We start from the raw sequence: 17,488 nt of genomic DNA, 5'->3' as shown, positions 1-17,488 counted from the left end.
CCCTGCAATTATAATATATAAGGTGAAATGACGTGATGGAGATCATCCGCGGAGCCCCAGCTTTATCGGCGTTTAGAGTTCAAAAGATAATGGAAGCTTGTGAGACCGCTTCGCTTCCTGTTTCTGGCATCTATGCTGAGTACATACATTTAGCAGATTTAACTGAGTCTCTTAACGACAACGAGACCCAGCAACTTGCAAAACTCCTAACCTATGGCCCGGCTATCGAAGCCCATGCGCCACAAGGCACACTTCATTTTGTCACACCACGTCCTGGTACAATTTCTCCTTGGTCTTCTAAGGCTACCGATATTGCCCATAACTGTGGTCTCAATAAAGTTAAACGATTAGAGCGTGGTATTGCTTACTATGTAGAATCTGATGCGCTAACGACCGAGCAAGCGCTGTCACTGACAGCACTCTTGCATGACCGCATGGTTGAAGTCATTCTTACTGACTTCGAACAGGCGGCTGCACTTTTCGTACGCACAGAGCCGGCAGTCGTCAAGAGTGTCGACATCTTAGGTGAAGGCCGTAGTGCGCTTGAGCTTGCCAACACACAGCTTGGTTTAGCCCTAGCGAACGATGAGATCGACTACCTAGTCGAAAACTTCGTTAAATTGGGCCGTAATCCAAATGATGTCGAACTGATGATGTTTGCTCAGGCAAACTCAGAACATTGTCGTCATAAAATATTCAATGCAGATTGGACTATCGATGGTGAAGTTCAGCCAAAATCCTTGTTCAAGATGATTAAGAATACCTTCGCCGTTACCCCAGATGGTGTGCTTTCTGCCTATAAAGATAATGCCGCCGTGATGGAAGGCTATACCGCGGGTCGCTTCTTCCCTGAAGATGATGGTGTATATAGTTACCACACCGAGCCTATGCATATCCTGATGAAGGTTGAAACCCATAACCATCCTACGGCGATCAGCCCATACCCGGGCGCTGCCACAGGTTCTGGCGGTGAGATCCGTGATGAAGGGGCGGTCGGTCGTGGTTCTAAGCCCAAAGCCGGTTTAACGGGCTTTAGCGTATCTAACCTTAAGATCCCTGGGTTCGTTCAGCCTTGGGAAGCCGATTACGGTAAGCCTGAGCGTATCGTCACTGCGCTGGATATCATGACCGAAGGCCCATTGGGCGGCGCGGCATTCAACAATGAATTTGGTCGTCCGGCATTGTTAGGTTATTTCCGTACCTATGAGCAGGAAGTCAGCAGCCATAACGGCGTCGAAGTGCGCGGTTACCATAAGCCGATCATGCTTGCCGGTGGCCTGGGTAACATTCGTGGTGAGCATGTACAAAAAGGTGAGATCACCGTCGGCGCTAAGCTGATTGTACTGGGCGGCCCGGCGATGAATATCGGACTCGGAGGCGGCGCAGCCTCTTCGATGACATCCGGTGAGTCAAACGAAGATCTCGATTTCGCTTCGGTGCAGCGTGAAAATCCTGAGATGGAACGTCGTTGTCAGGAAGTGATCGACCGATGTTGGCAGATGGGTGATAACAACCCGATCCAATTTATCCACGATGTGGGCGCGGGTGGCTTGTCTAATGCATTCCCTGAGCTGGTTAACGACGGCGAACGTGGTGGCAAGTTTGAATTAAGAAATGTGCCATCGGATGAGCCTGGCATGAGCCCGCTTGAGATCTGGTGTAACGAGTCACAAGAGCGTTATGTGATGTCTGTGGCACCCGAGAACCTAGACACCTTCATTGCGATATGTGAACGTGAACGTGCGCCTTTCGCTGTCGTTGGCGTCGCAACTGAAGAACGTCACTTATCACTGAGTGATGCGCATTTCGACGATAAGCCAATCGATCTGCCACTGGAGCTGTTATTAGGTAAAGCACCTAAGATGAGCCGTAATGTGGTCAGTGCCAAAGCCGAGTCACCGGCTGTGGACCAGAGTAAGATTGACATTAAAGATGCCGTTCGTCGCATCCTTAGACTACCCACAGTCGCCGAGAAGACCTTCCTTATCACTATCGGTGATAGAAGTGTGACGGGTCTTGTTAACCGCGATCAGATGGTGGGTCCTTGGCAGGTCCCCGTTGCCGATTGCGCCGTGACGGCCGCGAGTTTCGATTCCTATACTGGTGAAGCCATGTCTCTGGGTGAGCGTACTCCGCTGGCACTGCTGGACTTTGGCGCATCTGCACGTATGGCCGTTGCCGAGTCCATCATGAACATAGCCGGCACCGATATTGGTTCATTCAAGCGCATCAAGTTGTCAGCCAACTGGATGTCTGCTGCGGGTCATCCGGGTGAAGATGCCGGTCTATATGAAGCCGTTAAAGCCATTGGTGAAGAGCTGTGTCCTGAACTCGATTTGACTATTCCGGTCGGTAAAGACTCGATGTCGATGAAGACAGCATGGCAAGATGAGGGCGTCGATAAGTCGGTGACCTCGCCTATGTCGCTGGTCATTACCGCGTTCGGTGCAGTGCAAGATATCCGCAACACGGTCACGCCAGAGCTTCGCAGCGATAAAGGTGAGACTGAGCTGTTATTGATTGACTTGAGTGCTGGCAATAATCGCCTCGGTGGCTCGTGTCTTGCGCAAGTTTACAGTGAGCTTGGCGATAGTGCGCCGGATCTGCAAGACTCAAGTTTACTGCGTGGTTTCTTCGAGGTGATTCAGCCGCTAGTCGCGCAGCGTGATGTTATTGCCTATCACGATCGCAGTGATGGTGGTTTATTTACCACCTTAGTTGAGATGGCTTTTGCCGGTAACACGGGTCTTAATATCGACCTTGCAGATGTAGACGGCACCGATATTGAGCGACTCTTCAATGAGGAGCTTGGTGGTGTCATTCAGGTAAGCTGCGCACAAAGTGAAGCCATCATAGCTAAGTTCAATGCCGCGGGCGTCGCCTGTCACGTTATTGGCAGCTTAACGACCGACGATACTATTACCATCAATGATGGTGACAGAGCAATATTGGTCGAGTCGCGTACTGAGCTCAGGACTATCTGGGCCGAGACGACCCATAAGATGCAATCACTGCGGGATAACCCTGAGTGTGCCGATGAAGAGTTTAAGCTTAAACATGATGCAAGCGAGCCTGGCTTGACTGTCGAGCTTAAATTCGACCCGAGTCAAGATGTCGCCGCGCCATTTATCTTGAAAGGCGTCGCACCTAAGATGGCCATCTTGCGTGAGCAAGGGGTTAACTCGCACCTGGAGATGGCAGCAGCCTTCGACAGAGCAGGCTTTGAGAGTCGTGATGTTCACATGAGTGATATCCTCAGTGGTCGGGTTACTTTAGATGAGTTCCAGGGCCTAGCGGCTTGTGGTGGCTTCTCTTATGGTGACGTGCTGGGTGCTGGTGAAGGTTGGGCTAAGTCAATCTTGTTTAATGAGCGTGCCCGCGAGCAGTTTACTCAATTCTTCGAGCGTGAAGACAGTTTCTCTCTGGGGGTATGTAATGGTTGCCAGATGTTATCCACGCTCAAAGAGATCATTCCTGGCACCGAGCATTGGCCGCGTTTTGTCCGTAACCGCTCCGAGCGTTTCGAGGCTCGTGTTAGCTTAGTAGAGATACAGCAGAATCCTTCAATCTTCTTCGAAGGGATGCAAGGCTCGCGTATGCCTATCGCGGTATCACATGGAGAAGGCCGCGCCGAGTTTGCATCGCCTGAAGCCATGGCATTAGCCGAAGCCTCTGGCACTATTGCGCTGAGATATGTGAATGGCCAAGGCGAGATCGCCACTAAGCATCCGCAGAATCCGAACGGTTCGCCAAATGCACTGTCGGGGATATGTAGCACAGATGGTCGTGTGACCATCATGATGCCACATCCTGAACGTGTGTTTAGAACCGTGGCAAACTCGTGGCATCCCGATTCATGGGGTGAAGACAGCCCTTGGATGAGAATGTTCAGGAATGCGCGAGTAAAGTTGGGTTAAGTTGACTTTTAGTCGAGTCTAGATTTGGCTTGGTTTTTTTAACTTCAACGGCAGTCAATCTGTTGAAAAAGAGCATCGAAAATTTCGGTGCTCTTTTTTTTTGAGGGCAATAACCATAATTTATTCACTACTAAATAGAGGGTTAGGATCACATTAGAGAGTTAGGGTGTACTAAACAGTGATAAATACACAGTTAGCTGTAGATCTATTGGCAAGAGTGTAATTGGAGTGCTAGCGATTAGTAATAGACTCAACTAGTATATAAGTGATCACTTGATTAGATTTTGAGTAAAGGCTAGAGTCAGGGGCTTTTAAAGGTTTAGATATGAAAAAACCACCTAGCTGAATCAGTCAGGTGGCCATTTTGCGCTAACAAAACTTCAAATATATCTGTCTACTCTAGTGGAAGTTTAACGTTCTCTAGCAGTATAAAGTTCAACAAAAACACGCTTGTAGTTGTTTGCTAAACGATTCAATAATTTTTTCATAATGGTATCTCCACACAGTTAAAGGGTTATGTGAGCGGAGTTGGACTAGGCCGGGCTACTTCACCGGATCACCTCAGTCGTTCCTGAGCACAAGACGTATATTATTCTTGTATGAATTAATCATCAAGCGAGAAAAATTATAGTTAGTCATTATCAAAACTAATCATTAATATGTGTTTGTTGATGATGCAATAGTGTTGGGTTTCATTTAATTGCATTCATAACAGTTGGTTAGGTGTTTTTCATTTCATCGTCAGCATTTTGTTTGTTTAATATATTTGATGTTTTTTACTGTTTACACCGACTTTCTTGGTGTTTATTTTGAAATAAGTTATTAACTGGTAAAAGCTTGGTTTATGTTGGAGTGTAATCGCCGCCTAGCACGGTAGTTGTTTTTTGTCAATAGGGTCGTGTAGTGAACTGTGTCCTTAGCCACAAAACCCATGTTAACCCTAGTGATTGATTGATTTGAATCAAATTTGAATGGTATAAAATAGCGGTGAGAATAGTCTGTGATTTGGTTAAGTTTTTGATAATAAAGATTTAGCTTCTAGTTTGTTATGTTTTACCCATGCACTTAGCGCAAATATATTCTTTGTTGTGAACTTGGTCATGGAATTGGCTTGATTAGAATATTATTGTGCTTATTTCGAACATTTTGTAAAAACGATATTTAGCCTGTCTTTGCCGCCGCTGAGCGAGTAAAAGGCTTAAAATAAAATACCTCAATAGGCATTAACTTTGATTGATGGGGATCTAATCTTAGTTGATGGTTGCACCACCTAAGGAGTCACTAATGATTTTAGAAGAAGTTGTTGAGCTCTCTCGCTTTCAATTTGCGATGACAGCCATGTATCACTTCTTGTTTGTTCCCTTAACTTTGGGCCTCGCTTTCTTGCTGGCTATCATGGAGTCACTCTATGTGATGACAGATAAGCAGGTTTATAAAGACATGACCAAGTTTTGGGGTAAGTTGTTCGGCATTAACTTTGCTTTAGGTGTCGCTACCGGACTCGCTATGGAGTTCCAGTTCGGCACTAATTGGTCCTATTTTTCCCATTACGTCGGCGATATTTTCGGGGCACCACTGGCAATTGAAGGACTGATGGCCTTCTTCCTCGAGTCTACCTTAGTGGGCATGTTCTTCTTCGGTTGGGATAGATTCAGTAAGCGCCAGCATCTGGCGGTCACCTGGTTAGTCGCGTTTGGCTCTAACATGTCTGCTTTGTGGATCTTGATTGCCAACGGTTGGATGCAGAACCCAGTGGGATCAGTATTTAACTATGAGACCATGCGAATGGAGATGACGGATTGGGGAGAAGTGTTATTTAACCCGGTTGCTCAAGTTAAGTTTGTTCATACCGTGGCGGCAGGTTATGTCGCCGGTGCCATGTTCGTCTTGTCTATCAGTGCTTATTATATCCTTAAGAAACGAGACTTGCCGTTTGCTCGTCGTTCGTTCGCGATTGCCGCAAGCTTTGGCATGGCCTCGATCTTGTCAGTCATAGTACTCGGTGATGAATCAGGTTATAAGGTCGGTGAGGTGCAACGAGTCAAGTTAGCAGCGATTGAAGCTGAGTGGCACACTGAGCCAGCTCCAGCAGCATTTACCGCTATAGGCTTCCCTAATCAGGAAACCATGGAAACTGATTTCGCCATCAAGATCCCGTATCTAATGGGGATCATTGCCACCCGTTCTCTAGATGAAGAGGTGACTGGATTACATGACTTGATTGCCGAGCACGAAGTTCGCATTCGAAATGGCATGCAGGCTTACGCCATGTTGACCGAATTACGCAATGGTAATGAAACCGATGAACTGCGTGCGGCCTTCGAAGAGGCAAAAATTGATCTAGGCTATGGTTTCTTACTCAAGCGCTACACAGATAAGATTGTCGATGCGACAGAAGAGCAGATAGTGGCAGCGGCTAAGGATTCAATTCCAAATGTAGCGCCAATTTTCTGGTCATTCCGCGTCATGGTGGCCTCAGGGATCATCATGCTATTCGTGTTTGCTGCCGCCTTCTGGCAGAGCACACGTCATCGTATCGAAGAGAAACCTTGGGTGCTCAAAGCGGCGCTATATAGCTTACCCTTGCCTTGGATTGCCATAGAGTGTGGTTGGTTTGTGGCCGAATATGGCCGTCAACCTTGGACTATCTCAGAGATCTTGCCGACCTTCATGTCCGCATCGAGTGTCACCGTAGCCGATCTTTGGTTCAGTATCATCTCAATCACGGCCTTCTATACTATTTTGTTGGTGATCGAAGTGTTTCTAATGCTTAAATTTGTTCGAATTGGCCCCAGTAGTTTGAAGACGGGTCGTTATCATTTTGAAAATCTGGATGCCTAAAAGGAGATCTGATTATGTTCGATTATGAAATGTTAAGATTTATCTGGTGGGCGCTGATTGGCTTACTATTTGTTGGTTTTGCCGTGACCGATGGTTTCGATATGGGGGTCGGTGCACTCTTGCCTATATTAGGTAAAGATGACACCGATCGTCGTATTATGATCAATACCATTGCGCCCCATTGGGACGGTAACCAGGTCTGGTTTATCAGTGCCGGTGCCGCTTTATTCGCAGCTTGGCCCATGGTATACGGAGTGTCGTTCTCGGGCTTCTATGTAGCTATGATGTTGGTGTTGTTTGCCTTATATCTCAGGCCTGTAGGATTTGACTATCGTTCTAAAATAGAAGATCCAAGATGGCGATCGGCATGGGATTGGGCATTGTTTATCGGTGGCTTCGTACCGCCGCTGATCATAGGTGTCGCCTTCGGTAACTTGCTTCAAGGTGTGCCGTTCAATTTCGATGAATACTTGCGTGCGACTTATTATGGTGGCTTCTTCGGCTTGTTGAACCCCTTCGGTATCATCGCGGGTCTTATCTGCGTCAGCATGTTTATGATGCAAGGTGCGACCTGGTTACAGATGAAGACTGAGACTGATCTTAGGGTTCGTGCTGCTAAGGCCGCACAAGTGCTGAGTCTGCTGTTATTTGTCTTATTTGGTGCTGCCGGTGTCTGGCTGGTCAATGGTATCGATGGCTATGTGATCACCTCTGCTCTGGATACTTATGGCATATCGGATCCAACGCTTAAGACGGTTGCAGTAGAATCTGGAGCCTGGTTGGCAAACTATGACAAGTACCCTGTGACCATGATGTTCCCTGTTTTGGGGCTCGTCATGCCACTCTTGGTCATAGTCGCCAGTCGCCTGAATCGTTCAGGTTTCGCCTTCTTGTTTAGTTCAGTGGCTATTGCAGCCGTGATCTTGACCTGTGGCGCTGCCATGTTCCCATTCGTTATGCCGTCATCATTGGAGCCGAATGTGAGTTTGACCATGTGGGATGCCACGGCGAGTGAAACATCTCTGACTGTGATGACCTGGGCTGCGATTATCTTTATCCCGATAGTACTTTCATACACTATCTATACCTACTATAAGATGTTTGGCCGTCTATCTCGCAGTTTCATCGAAGACAATAAGACGTCACTTTACTAATAAGGAGTTTAATCTATGTGGTATTTTGCTTGGATGCTCGGAGTATTGCTGGCTTGTTCATTCGGTATCATCAATGCCCTTTGGCTCGAGAACACCGAGAATATGGACAGAGATGCAGAGAAAGAAGACAATAAAGATTAATTGTTTTTAGCTTTATTCGATACTAAAAAAGCCCCGCCCCTGAGAAAGGAGCGGGGCTTTTTATTTATTGGAGCTAAGAAGGCTCAAGATAGAGCCCTGAAGATTCGAGATAGAGCCCAGAAGATTCGAGATAGAGCTAAGAAGATTCGAGATAGAGCTAAGAAGGCTTAAGATAGAGCCAAGAAGGCTCAGGGGACACGTCATTCCGGCATGCTTGTGGCCGGAATCCAGCTTGAATGCTTGAAAGTCTGTTCGCTTTAAGTAAAAGTCGCCTTATCGCCTTTGTACCCGATATTAAATAACATACTGGCTGGTTGCGGTCACGAGTCACGAGAAGAGAAACGCCATAGCAATGAAGCGTCCCTCTTTGTTATCTTGTCACCCGCAACGAGTTTCTAGCTTATTTAGGCCCTAAATATGCTGATCTGTTGCTTTATTTCGGCGGCGATATTCGACAACGCCATGGCTGAATCGACCGTCTTACCGGCTCTTTGCTCGCCGTCTCGTGCCAGCTCTGTGATCTGATGCAGATTGCGGGTGATCTCCTCAGCGACGGCGCTCTGTTGTTCTGTGGCACTGGCTATGCTGCTCGAGGCTATTGCGAGCTCTCCTATGCTGCTAGTGATATGATTGAGTTGACTATTGGCCTCTGCGCCTTGAGTTGCCGATGACACCCCAAGTTGCTGGCTCTGCGCCATCTGACTTGCGGTTGTTTTAACCTGAGACTGGAGTTGATTGATGGTCAGCTCTATCTCTGTGATCGACGCTTGTGTTCTCTGGGCCAAGGTGCGCACCTCATCGGCGACGACGGAAAATCCTCTGCCTTGCTCTCCGGCCCTGGCAGCTTCGATGGCAGCATTGAGCGCCAGCAAGTTAGTCTGTTCGGCGATACCATTGATGACTTCGGTCACCTTGCTGATGGCGACACTCTCCTTGGTGACACTCTCGACACTGACATGGCTTGCATTTAACTGTTGGCTGAGTTTGGCCAAGCCTTGAACCACTAGATTCAACTGTTCATGTCCTTCGCGTGAGGCTATATCGACCTGCTGGCTCTTGGACGCTCCTTCGCTGGCATGGCTGGCCACATCTCTGATTGACATCGACATCTCTTCGATGGCAGTGGCTATTTGATCTGTTTGCGTCATCAGAGACTGAGCTTCTTCGCCGTTGAGTCGTGCGGTTTGCTGCGCATGTGATGCCTGAGTCTCTAGGGTACTCACGGAGCCCTGCAGTGCCAATATTAATTCTTTCAGACTATCGGCCATCTGCGAGGTGCTTATGGTGATCTTATCCACTTCATTTTTACTGTTTAAGTTTGGCTTGGCAAACTCCTGATTTAATTCTCCTTTACCGAGCATATCCAGTTGTTGCTGCAAAATGCGTAGAGGCTTCAAAGTTTTGACCAGAACCAAAGAGAGCATGAAGGTGATCACTATGATGCCCACTGCCGCCACCATGGCGTTAATACTGAGTAATTTAAGGCTCTCTTCATTGAGTTCACTCATCCTTGCTATGCCTACAAGGTCCCAGTTCCAGCCAGGGATCTTAACGCTATAGGCATACATGGCCTGATTTTTTGAGTTGGTATATTCCCATGATCCCTTATGAGTGAGTGCCTGAGTCATGGTCAGGCCATCCAACATATCTGCGGTCACCTTAGTGCCGACTTCATAGTTTGGGTGGGTGAGGATAGACTGATCACTTTCTCGAATGAGCATGAAATAACCTGACTCTTCGAGTTTCAGTTGATTCATCGATCGCTCAAGCTCAGTCAATGACGCTGAGATATCGAAGCCAATATATAAAATACCTATGACCTGGCCTTGGATATTCTTAATCGGGCGATATACCGTCATATAGTCTCTGCCAAATAACTTGGCATAGCCTTCGTATTTTTCCCCCTTGATTAAACGTGAATATCCTGGATGCTTCTTGCCCAGATATGTCCCTAAGGCTCGTTTGCCGTTGGCCTTCTTCAGTGAGGTCGAGATCCGCAGGAAGTCATCACCATCTCGAACAAACACAGTGGCATTACCACCGGTGAGATTAGCATAACGGTCGACCTTGCTCTTAGAGGCATTGATCTGTGCGCTTTCGTGAGCGAGTGCCGGTGTGGGTTTGCCTAACACGCGAACGGTTTTATCTGGTTTCCTAAACTGACCCGGGTACATGGCCCGTAAAACATCGGCGTTACGCCTAGCGAGGGCGAGTAGGTTGCTGTATTGCAGCTCTATCAAGTCTGAGGTACCCTGCATCTGCGCTTGTATGGCACTGATGCCTTTTTCTTCTAACACATCGGCGGCTGTGAGATAGGAGATGCTACTCAATATTCCGAATACTACAACCGTCAACATTGACGCTAATGTCCCTATTTGCTTCGCAATTGGCCAGTTTTTATAATTCATCTAGAACTCCTTTCCTATTGTTGTAGTGTCAATCTAAATCACTTCAACAATCAATGAATTGATATAGATCTAAAAGCGACATGAATGAGTGTGTTTTCGGATATATTTTCATTTATTGTGTATCAATACAGGAATGAAAACCGGTATGAACAGAGGTTGAATGGGGGGGATATGAAAGGATTGCGCAAATAGGATAAAAAAGAGGAACATACTTGTATGCTCCTCGGTGTCGTAGGTAGCGGTTAATTGTGGCTGGCTAAAAGCACCTTGTCTTGGTTATTTTTATTGGCTGTTTTCTCTGGTCGCATCACCAGTTTATACATGGTTGGTACCCAGATCAGCGAGAGTAAGGTGGTGAGCAAGGTACCACCGGCAATGGCGATGGCGAAGGGAGGCCAGAAGCCACCACCGGCGATAATCAAGGGCAGGAAGCCACCTATTGTGGTAATGGTCGTGGAGCCGATATGACGACCACAGCCCGATACGATCCTGACTATGGTGTCTATATTGCCTTCTCTGGCATCACTCTGGTCCTCAAGTTCGGCCAGGATGACGATAGCCGCATTGATGGCGAGTCCCATCAGGCCCAATAGGCCGATGATCACGGTGAAGCCAAACGGATAACCGAACAGGTAGACAGCCAGTAAACCCAGCCCCGCCGACTGCATCGCACTAAACAGAATAATGGCCGTTAGCCTGAATGAGTTAAATGACAAGACTAGCGTTGCTAACAGTAAGGTAACGACTAGCACTAGATTAGACAGTAAGTTACCCACGGCCTCATTGCGTTTAGCGCTCTCACCGCCGACTTCGATATGATAGCCAGCAGGTAAGTTAAGCCCGTCTATTCGCGCCTTAGCATCGTCGAGTACCTGTTGCGGCAGTACGCCGCTGACAATATAGGCTTCTATGGTATTGACCCTCTGGCCATCGCGGCGAGGAATCGCCCCGCGGCTGACTTGGATCTGGCTTTCGGCGAGGGCCGACAAGGGAATGCCTACTCCTGATGAGGACACCAGGTTGATCTCAGAGAGCTTGGTCTGCTGCTCCCGAGTACTGTCTTGTAACCTGACTCTCACGGGTATCGATTCTGTTTGCTCTAAGATGCTGCCGCCATTGATGCCGGTCGTGGCCATCTGGATCTGCTCGGCTATCTCAGTCAAATTGAGGCCGCTCATCATGCTGGCATCTTCATTGACCTGGAACCATATCTTAGGGGCACCGGCGCTTAGGGTCGCTCGCGTGTGTATCACATCGGGGGTATCACTTAAGATGCGCCTGACTTCATCGCCAATCAGCCTGAGTTGATCTAGGTTAGGGCCAAATACCCTTAGCTCAACCGGGGCATTGAAGGGAGGCCCTTGCTCCAACTTTCTGACTAATATCTGCGCCTCCGGGTTGGCGAGATCTAGGGCTTGTTGCAGCTGAGGGATGAGACGGTTAGCGGTGTCGAAGTCTTCGACTTTGACCATGGCCTGGGCGTAATTGCTCGCGCCTTGCTGGCGTTGTAGCAGGTTGTAATAAAAAGAGGGCGTATTGCCGCCTATGACCCAGTCTATACGGGTCACGCCCTGAGTCTCTCTTAGCTGTTGATCCATTTTTTCAACGAGATGACGGGTACTCGCCACGCTCGCATGGGGAGGAAGATAGACTTCAATTTGGAACATGTCTCGGTCTGAGGGCGGGAAAAATTGTTCTGTCATCTGACCCGAAGCAATAAAGCCTGTGATAGGTAAGATGCCAATCAATAAGCCTGATAGCAGAGGGCGCTTGAGGGCCAGGGTCAATGAAGCGTTAAACAGCTGGCTGACTCGTGGCAAGCTGATGCCTGTTTGATACCATTTGTCTTGATCTCCTGCTACACCGAAACGGCCCGCTAAGCCGGCTATCAAGGTGTGAGAGATGATGTATGACCCCAGCAGGGCAAACATGACTGAGATGGCGATACCACCGACAAATTCACCGGCCGCACCTGGCATAAGCACGATAGGGGCGAAGGCGAGCATAGTCGTGATGGTCGAGCCTGCCAGCGGTAACCATAGGTGTTTGAGTGTCGCGCTGACCGCCTCGATTCTCGATAAACCCTGTTGTCTTCGCTGGGCGATGGCATCGACGATGACGATGGCATTATCGACCATGATCCCCAGCGCAACGACCAGACCTGTGACAGACATCTGATGGATAGGCAGACCTATGTACTTCATGCACGTTAAGGTGAAGAGTGCAGTCAGAGGCAAGGATAAAGAGACGATGAGGGCATTGCGCAAACCTAAGGTCAGCATCAAGACTAGCAGAATAATGATGAAACCTAGGAGTAGACTTCCTACCAGTCCGCCCAGCCTGTCACTGGTATAACTCTCTTGATCGAACAGCCATTGGATCTCGATATTGGCCGGAACCGACGCCTGCATGGCATCGACTTCGACTCTGACTTTGGCTAGCCAGAGGTCCACTCGGGTATTATTGAGCATGCGGGCGGCCACCATCACACCTTGATCTTGCTCTATCAGGGCAATGGAATTGGCTGGTGTCTTAGCTTGTTTGTTAATGGTCGCGATATCGCCTAAGCGGATAATCTGCCCCTGTGAGTCCACCTTTAACGGCACTCGGCGGATCCTCGAGAGTGAGTCGAGCTCTCCGGAGACTTCGATCAGGGCTCTGAAATTATTGTTATTAATCTCTCCGGCCGACACCTTAGTATCGGCGTTACTGAGAATACGGGCGATGGACGCCGGCGTGAGTCCAAGCTGATTGACCTTGTTGCCATCGAGCTGTACCAATACCTCTTCGATAGGGGAACCATAAAGCTTGACGAAATCTGTTCCGCTGAGCAGCCTAAGCTTACTCTGTAACTCTTTAGCGTAACGGTTGAGCATATCGATACGGATTTCACCGCCGCCGTTCCAAACCAGTCCTAAGATGGCTGTGCTGGCATAGCCAATTTGATCGTCCAGTAGTGGATTTTGTGCCGATACAGGCAATGCAGGCTTGGCATCGGCGATGAGATCTCTCGCCCTGGACCACACAGGATCCGTATCTTGTACACTGTCTTTAAGTTCGAGCTGAATAACCGAAATCCCCGGCCTTGATGTGGATTGGATCAATTTTATTTCTTCTAACCTACGTAGGCGATTCTCCAATACTTCGGTGACTAAGGCCTCGACTCGTTCGGCTGATGCTCCTGGATATTGAGTGATCACCGAGGCGAAGCGGTTAGTAATATCGGGATCTTCCATTCGCGGCAAGCTGGATATTGCGCCTAATCCAGCCACGATCAAGAGGGCGATAAATAAGCTTGCTAAGCGTCCATTCTCTACTAAAGCTTTAACCATCTTATTTACCTCGTAGCCGTGGCTGCTGTAGATGTGGGTTTGACACCTTGACCTACGACCAACTTATGCAGTCCTAGCGCGATATAAGCCTCATCAACATGAACCGCGCCTCGAATGAAGGCCATCTCATTCTTGGTATAAAGGATCTCTATGTCTCTGCGCTCAATATTGAAGGTTTCATGATTATTCTGATGTGGCTCTGAACTCAGTACATACAGGTTCCAAAGTCCGCGAATGCCATCGGTGAGCGCCGAGATAGGCACCCAGTATCCCGCTTGATGGATCTCCTTCTCGTAGGCCAAATAGGCTATCTCGCCATTGAGTACCTTGGAATCTTTCGGCAGAGAGAGGCGTACTGGTACGGTTCGGGTCACCGAATTTACTTCGGCACCTATGCCTTCTATGTGAGCCCAATAATGGGTTTTAGCCACACGCAGTGATATTTTCTGTTGAGGACTCAGGTGTTGTGCCACATGGACCGGCACTCCTATGATGGCTTGAGGGTTGTTGTTCTCGACTAAGGTGAAGATGGCACTGCCCAAGGTGATGACTTCGCCTAGGTTGCTGCTTCTTTTGCTGATCACACCATCGAAAGGTGCCAGCAGTGATGATTTTTCTATTCTCAGCGCGTTGGCATATACGGCAGCTTTTAGTCTTTTCTGACCCGCAATTAGGCTGTTGAGCTGGCCCTTGAGTTCATCGAGTGTCTGCTCCGAGGTGTATCCCTGTTTTTGCAGTTCCAGACTTCTGTTTAAGGTGCTCTTTGCCAGTTGCAGATCGGCGCTATTTTGTGACACGCTAGCATTGAGCTCATCTCGCTCGGCTTCGAGCAGTCGCGTGTCCAGTTGAGCCAGTAATTGACCGAGTTTAACCGAGTCGCCGCTGTCCACGGCAATGAGTTTAATTTTCCCCGCTAATTCGAAGCCTATGCCTGTGGTGTTACCGGCCTTAATCGTGCCGGTAAACTCTTGAGTATGATGATAAGAGGGGGAGAGGGTAAGCGTGGCGGTAGTCACTGTTTGCACTATTGGTGATCCTGCATGCTGAGTCACCTCACCCTGACACCCGGCAAGTGCAAGGGCATACAGTAGGCTTATTGACACTCTCGAGATTGAGACGGCTGTTAAAATACTCATCCTGACACGCTTCCTTGGTTAATGTTAGGTTGCAAAAACGTTAAACTAGACTGCCTAGTCTATTTACAAAGAACTGGACTGTCTAGTCTACTTTGTGATTGAATGTGTCTAAAATGTAAAAACCTTATTAAAAGAGGCTTGTGTATGGAATCGGTTATTCCGAACGAAAATTTAACCCGTAGTGAGCAAAAGCGTCTGCAAATACTCGAAGCGGCCATGGATCTTTTTTGCGGTCAGGGTTTTCCCAATACCAGTATGGATGAGGTGGCTAAGTTAGCCGGTGTCTCGAAACAGACTGTGTATTCTCACTTTGGCAGCAAGGATGAATTATTTGTCGCATCGATAGAATCACGATGCGTGATTCAGCGCTTATCCGAGGATGTATTTACCGATCCCAGTCAGCCTGAAATGGCCCTGAGTAGTTTTGCCGAATATTTCGGTGACTTGATTGTCAGCCCCGAAGCGCTGAAAGTATTTACCACTTGCGTGGCTCAGTCTGAGACCCACCCAGGAATATCGGCACTCTTCTTCGACGCCGGTCCACAACACTTACTCAACTTATTGACCCATTATTTTGAAGACGTGCACAAGCTAGGTGTTTACCAATTTGATGATTGCCGCAGCTGCGCCGTGCGACTCTGTCTGATGATGTATGGTGAGATGAGATTAAAGTTGGAGCTAGGTTTAAACGTAGATGATCTTCTCGAGAGCCGTGCTAGCTATTTAACAGGCTGTATTTCAATGTTTTTAAAGGCTTATAAGCTTTAGTCGCTACAAGCAGCTTAATCCTAGCGCTTGAGGCCTAGGATTAAACCAGGTGTTAGTCATCTATTACTATTGACCTAACATGGCTTGCTTGAGGCTGGTCTGTGCCGGGCTGTCACCGAGCCAAATTTTCAACAGGGCTTGTCTAAATGCTTCACCTTCTATGGTGTCCTGTGGGACGCCATTCTTATAGGCTGTGACGCCTGAAACCTTACTGGTTAACAGAGTAAACTGGTCACCCTGTTTTATTTCGTCACTAAACAGGGCCATAAATGTATCGATTTGAGCTTGGATGTCTTGGGTATTGCCATCGGTCGCATCATCGAAGCCATCTATGATGGCATCACGCATCTTATCTGAGGTGATCATACCCGAGGTGATATTTAATCGAACCGCAGACTCGTCACTTGATATCACACTAGCCAGATCAGCGGAAGGGGCCGTTAGGTACAAACTTCCCACATAAAGATCGATAAAAAACTTACTGCGAACGCCTGCACCGTTAAGCTGCAGCTGGCTATCATAGATAACAATCTGCTCGGCTACTTCGACGCCGGATATTTCTTGAGCCTGGACCTGACTGCTTAACGCGCCGCTTAAGACGATGGCACTCATGAGTGTGGCTAGTGTGGTTTTAGTTAAACAATCACTGAGGGACTTCATATAACCTCTTATTTTTTGTTATTTGGTTATGGGGGAGCCTAGGCTAAAACAGCCTTAACCTCGATGACCAAGCTGAAAGTGGCCATCTTGATGGATCAGCGCGGCTTGTTTGTGTTTAGTCGATATTAGCAGGGGACCGTCATCGAAGAACAGAAAACATTTCCAATTGCGAACAAACACATCCCAACGCGTCTCGATAACCTGATACTTCTCATAACAGAAATAGACGGGAGTATTATCGGCCCAATCGAAATGGGCGGCAAACATCTCAGGTAGTGCAGGATTTTCACTGTCCCAAGCACTCTGCCAGTCATCGGACTCAACCCAAGCTGTATCTTTCGCGGCCCAGTCGCCTTTAGAAAACTGCTCTGTACAGCTGCTACGATTACTGATCCACTTGTTCCAAACTTCCATCGCGCCTTTCTGATCCAGCGGCTTGATAAATGCCTTATCTTCATCGGTCACAGGCAGATCTTTATGGTTAAAAATCCATTTTCGTGTGTATTGCTCGAGCGGGATGTAGGTATGTGCCAAACGACTCTCCAGACCCTTCTATGGTCAGAATTGGTTAAACTTGAATCGCGGGATTATACAGGCTTGAACACGATTATTAAATCGCTTCCAAGATCGAAAGGAAAATTATGCGCGTAATGAGGGTAATTGCCTGATATTTAGTTGTTTGTAGACAAGGTGCATGTTGACAACATGTGAGTGTAAAGTTGTATTGTTTGATAACAAGCTTCAAATATCTTTGATTAGCTCATCTCGCTTTTTTGGTTAAGGGGGGTACCGATTGGGATAGGGTTACAGCTACAGGGGAATAATAGTGTTCCTTGGTTGGCTTTTGCTCTCTAGTACAGTTTTTGGGCGGTTTGAAAAGGGGAAACAATCAACCAGGATGTGTCAATATTTGCATCGTTTAACGCTTGGGTCATTTTATCAAAAACCGCAGGAGGGATAAAACGCTCAGTCGATTGCAGCCAAGCATAATCTCCGGAAATGACCACGATATAGTCAAATGGATCATCTTTCGTGCGTCCCTGTTTATGTTGCTGGTAGATAATGTCGAAATAAAACTCTTGGTCCAATAAGTTATGTATATCTTTTTTTGTGTAGGTTTTATTACCGGTC

Annotated in this window: 11 protein-coding genes; 5 read left to right on the top strand and 6 right to left on the bottom strand. The window is 47.8% G+C overall.

The features are described 5' to 3' along the window. The first annotated feature begins 35 nt into the window (after window positions 1–35). From purL to cydX, 4 genes are all read left to right on the top strand, one after another. On the top strand, window positions 36–3,917 hold the full coding sequence (gene purL, locus HRU42_RS08905) for a phosphoribosylformylglycinamidine synthase (protein ID WP_295030493.1): 3,882 nt from the start codon (window positions 36–38) through the stop codon (window positions 3,915–3,917). Window positions 3,918–5,201: 1,284 nt separating this feature from the next. Then, window positions 5,202–6,758 (top strand): cytochrome ubiquinol oxidase subunit I, encoded by a 1,557-nt coding sequence (locus HRU42_RS08900; protein ID WP_295030401.1) that lies wholly within the window; start codon window positions 5,202–5,204, stop codon window positions 6,756–6,758. 14 nt (window positions 6,759–6,772) lie between these two features. Beyond that, window positions 6,773–7,912 carry a cytochrome d ubiquinol oxidase subunit II gene (gene cydB, locus HRU42_RS08895; protein ID WP_295030400.1) on the top strand — a complete coding sequence of 380 codons (1,140 nt, stop codon included), beginning with the start codon at window positions 6,773–6,775 and terminating at the stop codon, window positions 7,910–7,912. A 15-nt stretch (window positions 7,913–7,927) separates the two neighbouring features. Next, window positions 7,928–8,053 (top strand): cytochrome bd-I oxidase subunit CydX, encoded by a 126-nt coding sequence (gene cydX, locus HRU42_RS08890; protein ID WP_295030399.1) that lies wholly within the window; start codon window positions 7,928–7,930, stop codon window positions 8,051–8,053. A gap of 404 nt (window positions 8,054–8,457) precedes the next feature. On the opposite strand, the gene HRU42_RS08885 is transcribed toward cydX, so the two are convergent. The 3 genes from HRU42_RS08885 to HRU42_RS08875 all read right to left on the bottom strand — a co-directional run bounded on the left by HRU42_RS08885 (window position 8,458) and on the right by HRU42_RS08875 (window position 14,929). Beyond that, a complete protein-coding gene (locus HRU42_RS08885; protein WP_295030397.1) occupies window positions 8,458–10,461 on the bottom strand; it encodes a methyl-accepting chemotaxis protein in 2,004 nt (667 codons plus the stop codon). Window positions 10,462–10,703: 242 nt separating this feature from the next. After that, window positions 10,704–13,793 (bottom strand): efflux RND transporter permease subunit, encoded by a 3,090-nt coding sequence (locus tag HRU42_RS08880; protein WP_295030396.1) that lies wholly within the window; start codon window positions 13,791–13,793, stop codon window positions 10,704–10,706. Window positions 13,794–13,798: 5 nt separating this feature from the next. Continuing rightward, window positions 13,799–14,929: an efflux RND transporter periplasmic adaptor subunit gene (locus HRU42_RS08875; protein ID WP_295030394.1), complete on the bottom strand. Its 1,131-nt coding sequence runs from the start codon at window positions 14,927–14,929 to the stop codon at window positions 13,799–13,801. A gap of 144 nt (window positions 14,930–15,073) precedes the next feature. On the opposite strand from HRU42_RS08875, the gene HRU42_RS08870 reads away from it, so the two are divergent. Continuing rightward, the gene (locus HRU42_RS08870) at window positions 15,074–15,697 is read left to right on the top strand and encodes a TetR/AcrR family transcriptional regulator (RefSeq protein ID WP_295030393.1); all 624 of its coding nucleotides are present in this window, start codon (window positions 15,074–15,076) and stop codon (window positions 15,695–15,697) included. A gap of 66 nt (window positions 15,698–15,763) precedes the next feature. Here HRU42_RS08870 and HRU42_RS08865 read toward each other — a convergent pair whose 3' ends face one another. The 3 genes from HRU42_RS08865 to HRU42_RS08855 form a co-directional block, all read right to left on the bottom strand. Continuing rightward, window positions 15,764–16,357, bottom strand: coding sequence for a chalcone isomerase family protein (locus tag HRU42_RS08865; RefSeq protein ID WP_295030392.1), 594 nt, complete (start codon window positions 16,355–16,357; stop codon window positions 15,764–15,766). Window positions 16,358–16,411: 54 nt separating this feature from the next. Further along, window positions 16,412–16,891: a DUF2947 domain-containing protein gene (locus HRU42_RS08860; protein WP_295030391.1), complete on the bottom strand. Its 480-nt coding sequence runs from the start codon at window positions 16,889–16,891 to the stop codon at window positions 16,412–16,414. A gap of 317 nt (window positions 16,892–17,208) precedes the next feature. Beyond that, on the bottom strand, window positions 17,209–17,488 hold a 280-nt coding region (locus HRU42_RS08855), incomplete at its 5' end, for a hypothetical protein (RefSeq protein WP_295030389.1).

This window comes from Shewanella sp. (assembly GCF_013214165.1).
GTDB lineage: Bacteria > Pseudomonadota > Gammaproteobacteria > Enterobacterales > Shewanellaceae > Shewanella.
This window is presented reverse-complemented; position numbering and strand designations above follow the sequence as displayed.

Bases quoted from the DNA above. Each gene is read 5' to 3' on its own strand.
- purL (WP_295030493.1), top strand. From the start codon at position 36: ATGGAGATCATCCGCGGAGCCCCAGCTTTATCGGCGTTTAGAGTTCAA.
- HRU42_RS08900 (WP_295030401.1), top strand. From the start codon at position 5,202: ATGATTTTAGAAGAAGTTGTTGAGCTCTCTCGCTTTCAATTTGCGATG.
- cydB (WP_295030400.1), top strand. From the start codon at position 6,773: ATGTTCGATTATGAAATGTTAAGATTTATCTGGTGGGCGCTGATTGGC.
- cydX (WP_295030399.1), top strand. From the start codon at position 7,928: ATGTGGTATTTTGCTTGGATGCTCGGAGTATTGCTGGCTTGTTCATTC.
- HRU42_RS08885 (WP_295030397.1), bottom strand. From the start codon at position 10,461: ATGAATTATAAAAACTGGCCAATTGCGAAGCAAATAGGGACATTAGCG.
- HRU42_RS08880 (WP_295030396.1), bottom strand. From the start codon at position 13,793: ATGGTTAAAGCTTTAGTAGAGAATGGACGCTTAGCAAGCTTATTTATC.
- HRU42_RS08875 (WP_295030394.1), bottom strand. From the start codon at position 14,929: ATGAGTATTTTAACAGCCGTCTCAATCTCGAGAGTGTCAATAAGCCTA.
- HRU42_RS08870 (WP_295030393.1), top strand. From the start codon at position 15,074: ATGGAATCGGTTATTCCGAACGAAAATTTAACCCGTAGTGAGCAAAAG.
- HRU42_RS08865 (WP_295030392.1), bottom strand. From the start codon at position 16,357: ATGAAGTCCCTCAGTGATTGTTTAACTAAAACCACACTAGCCACACTC.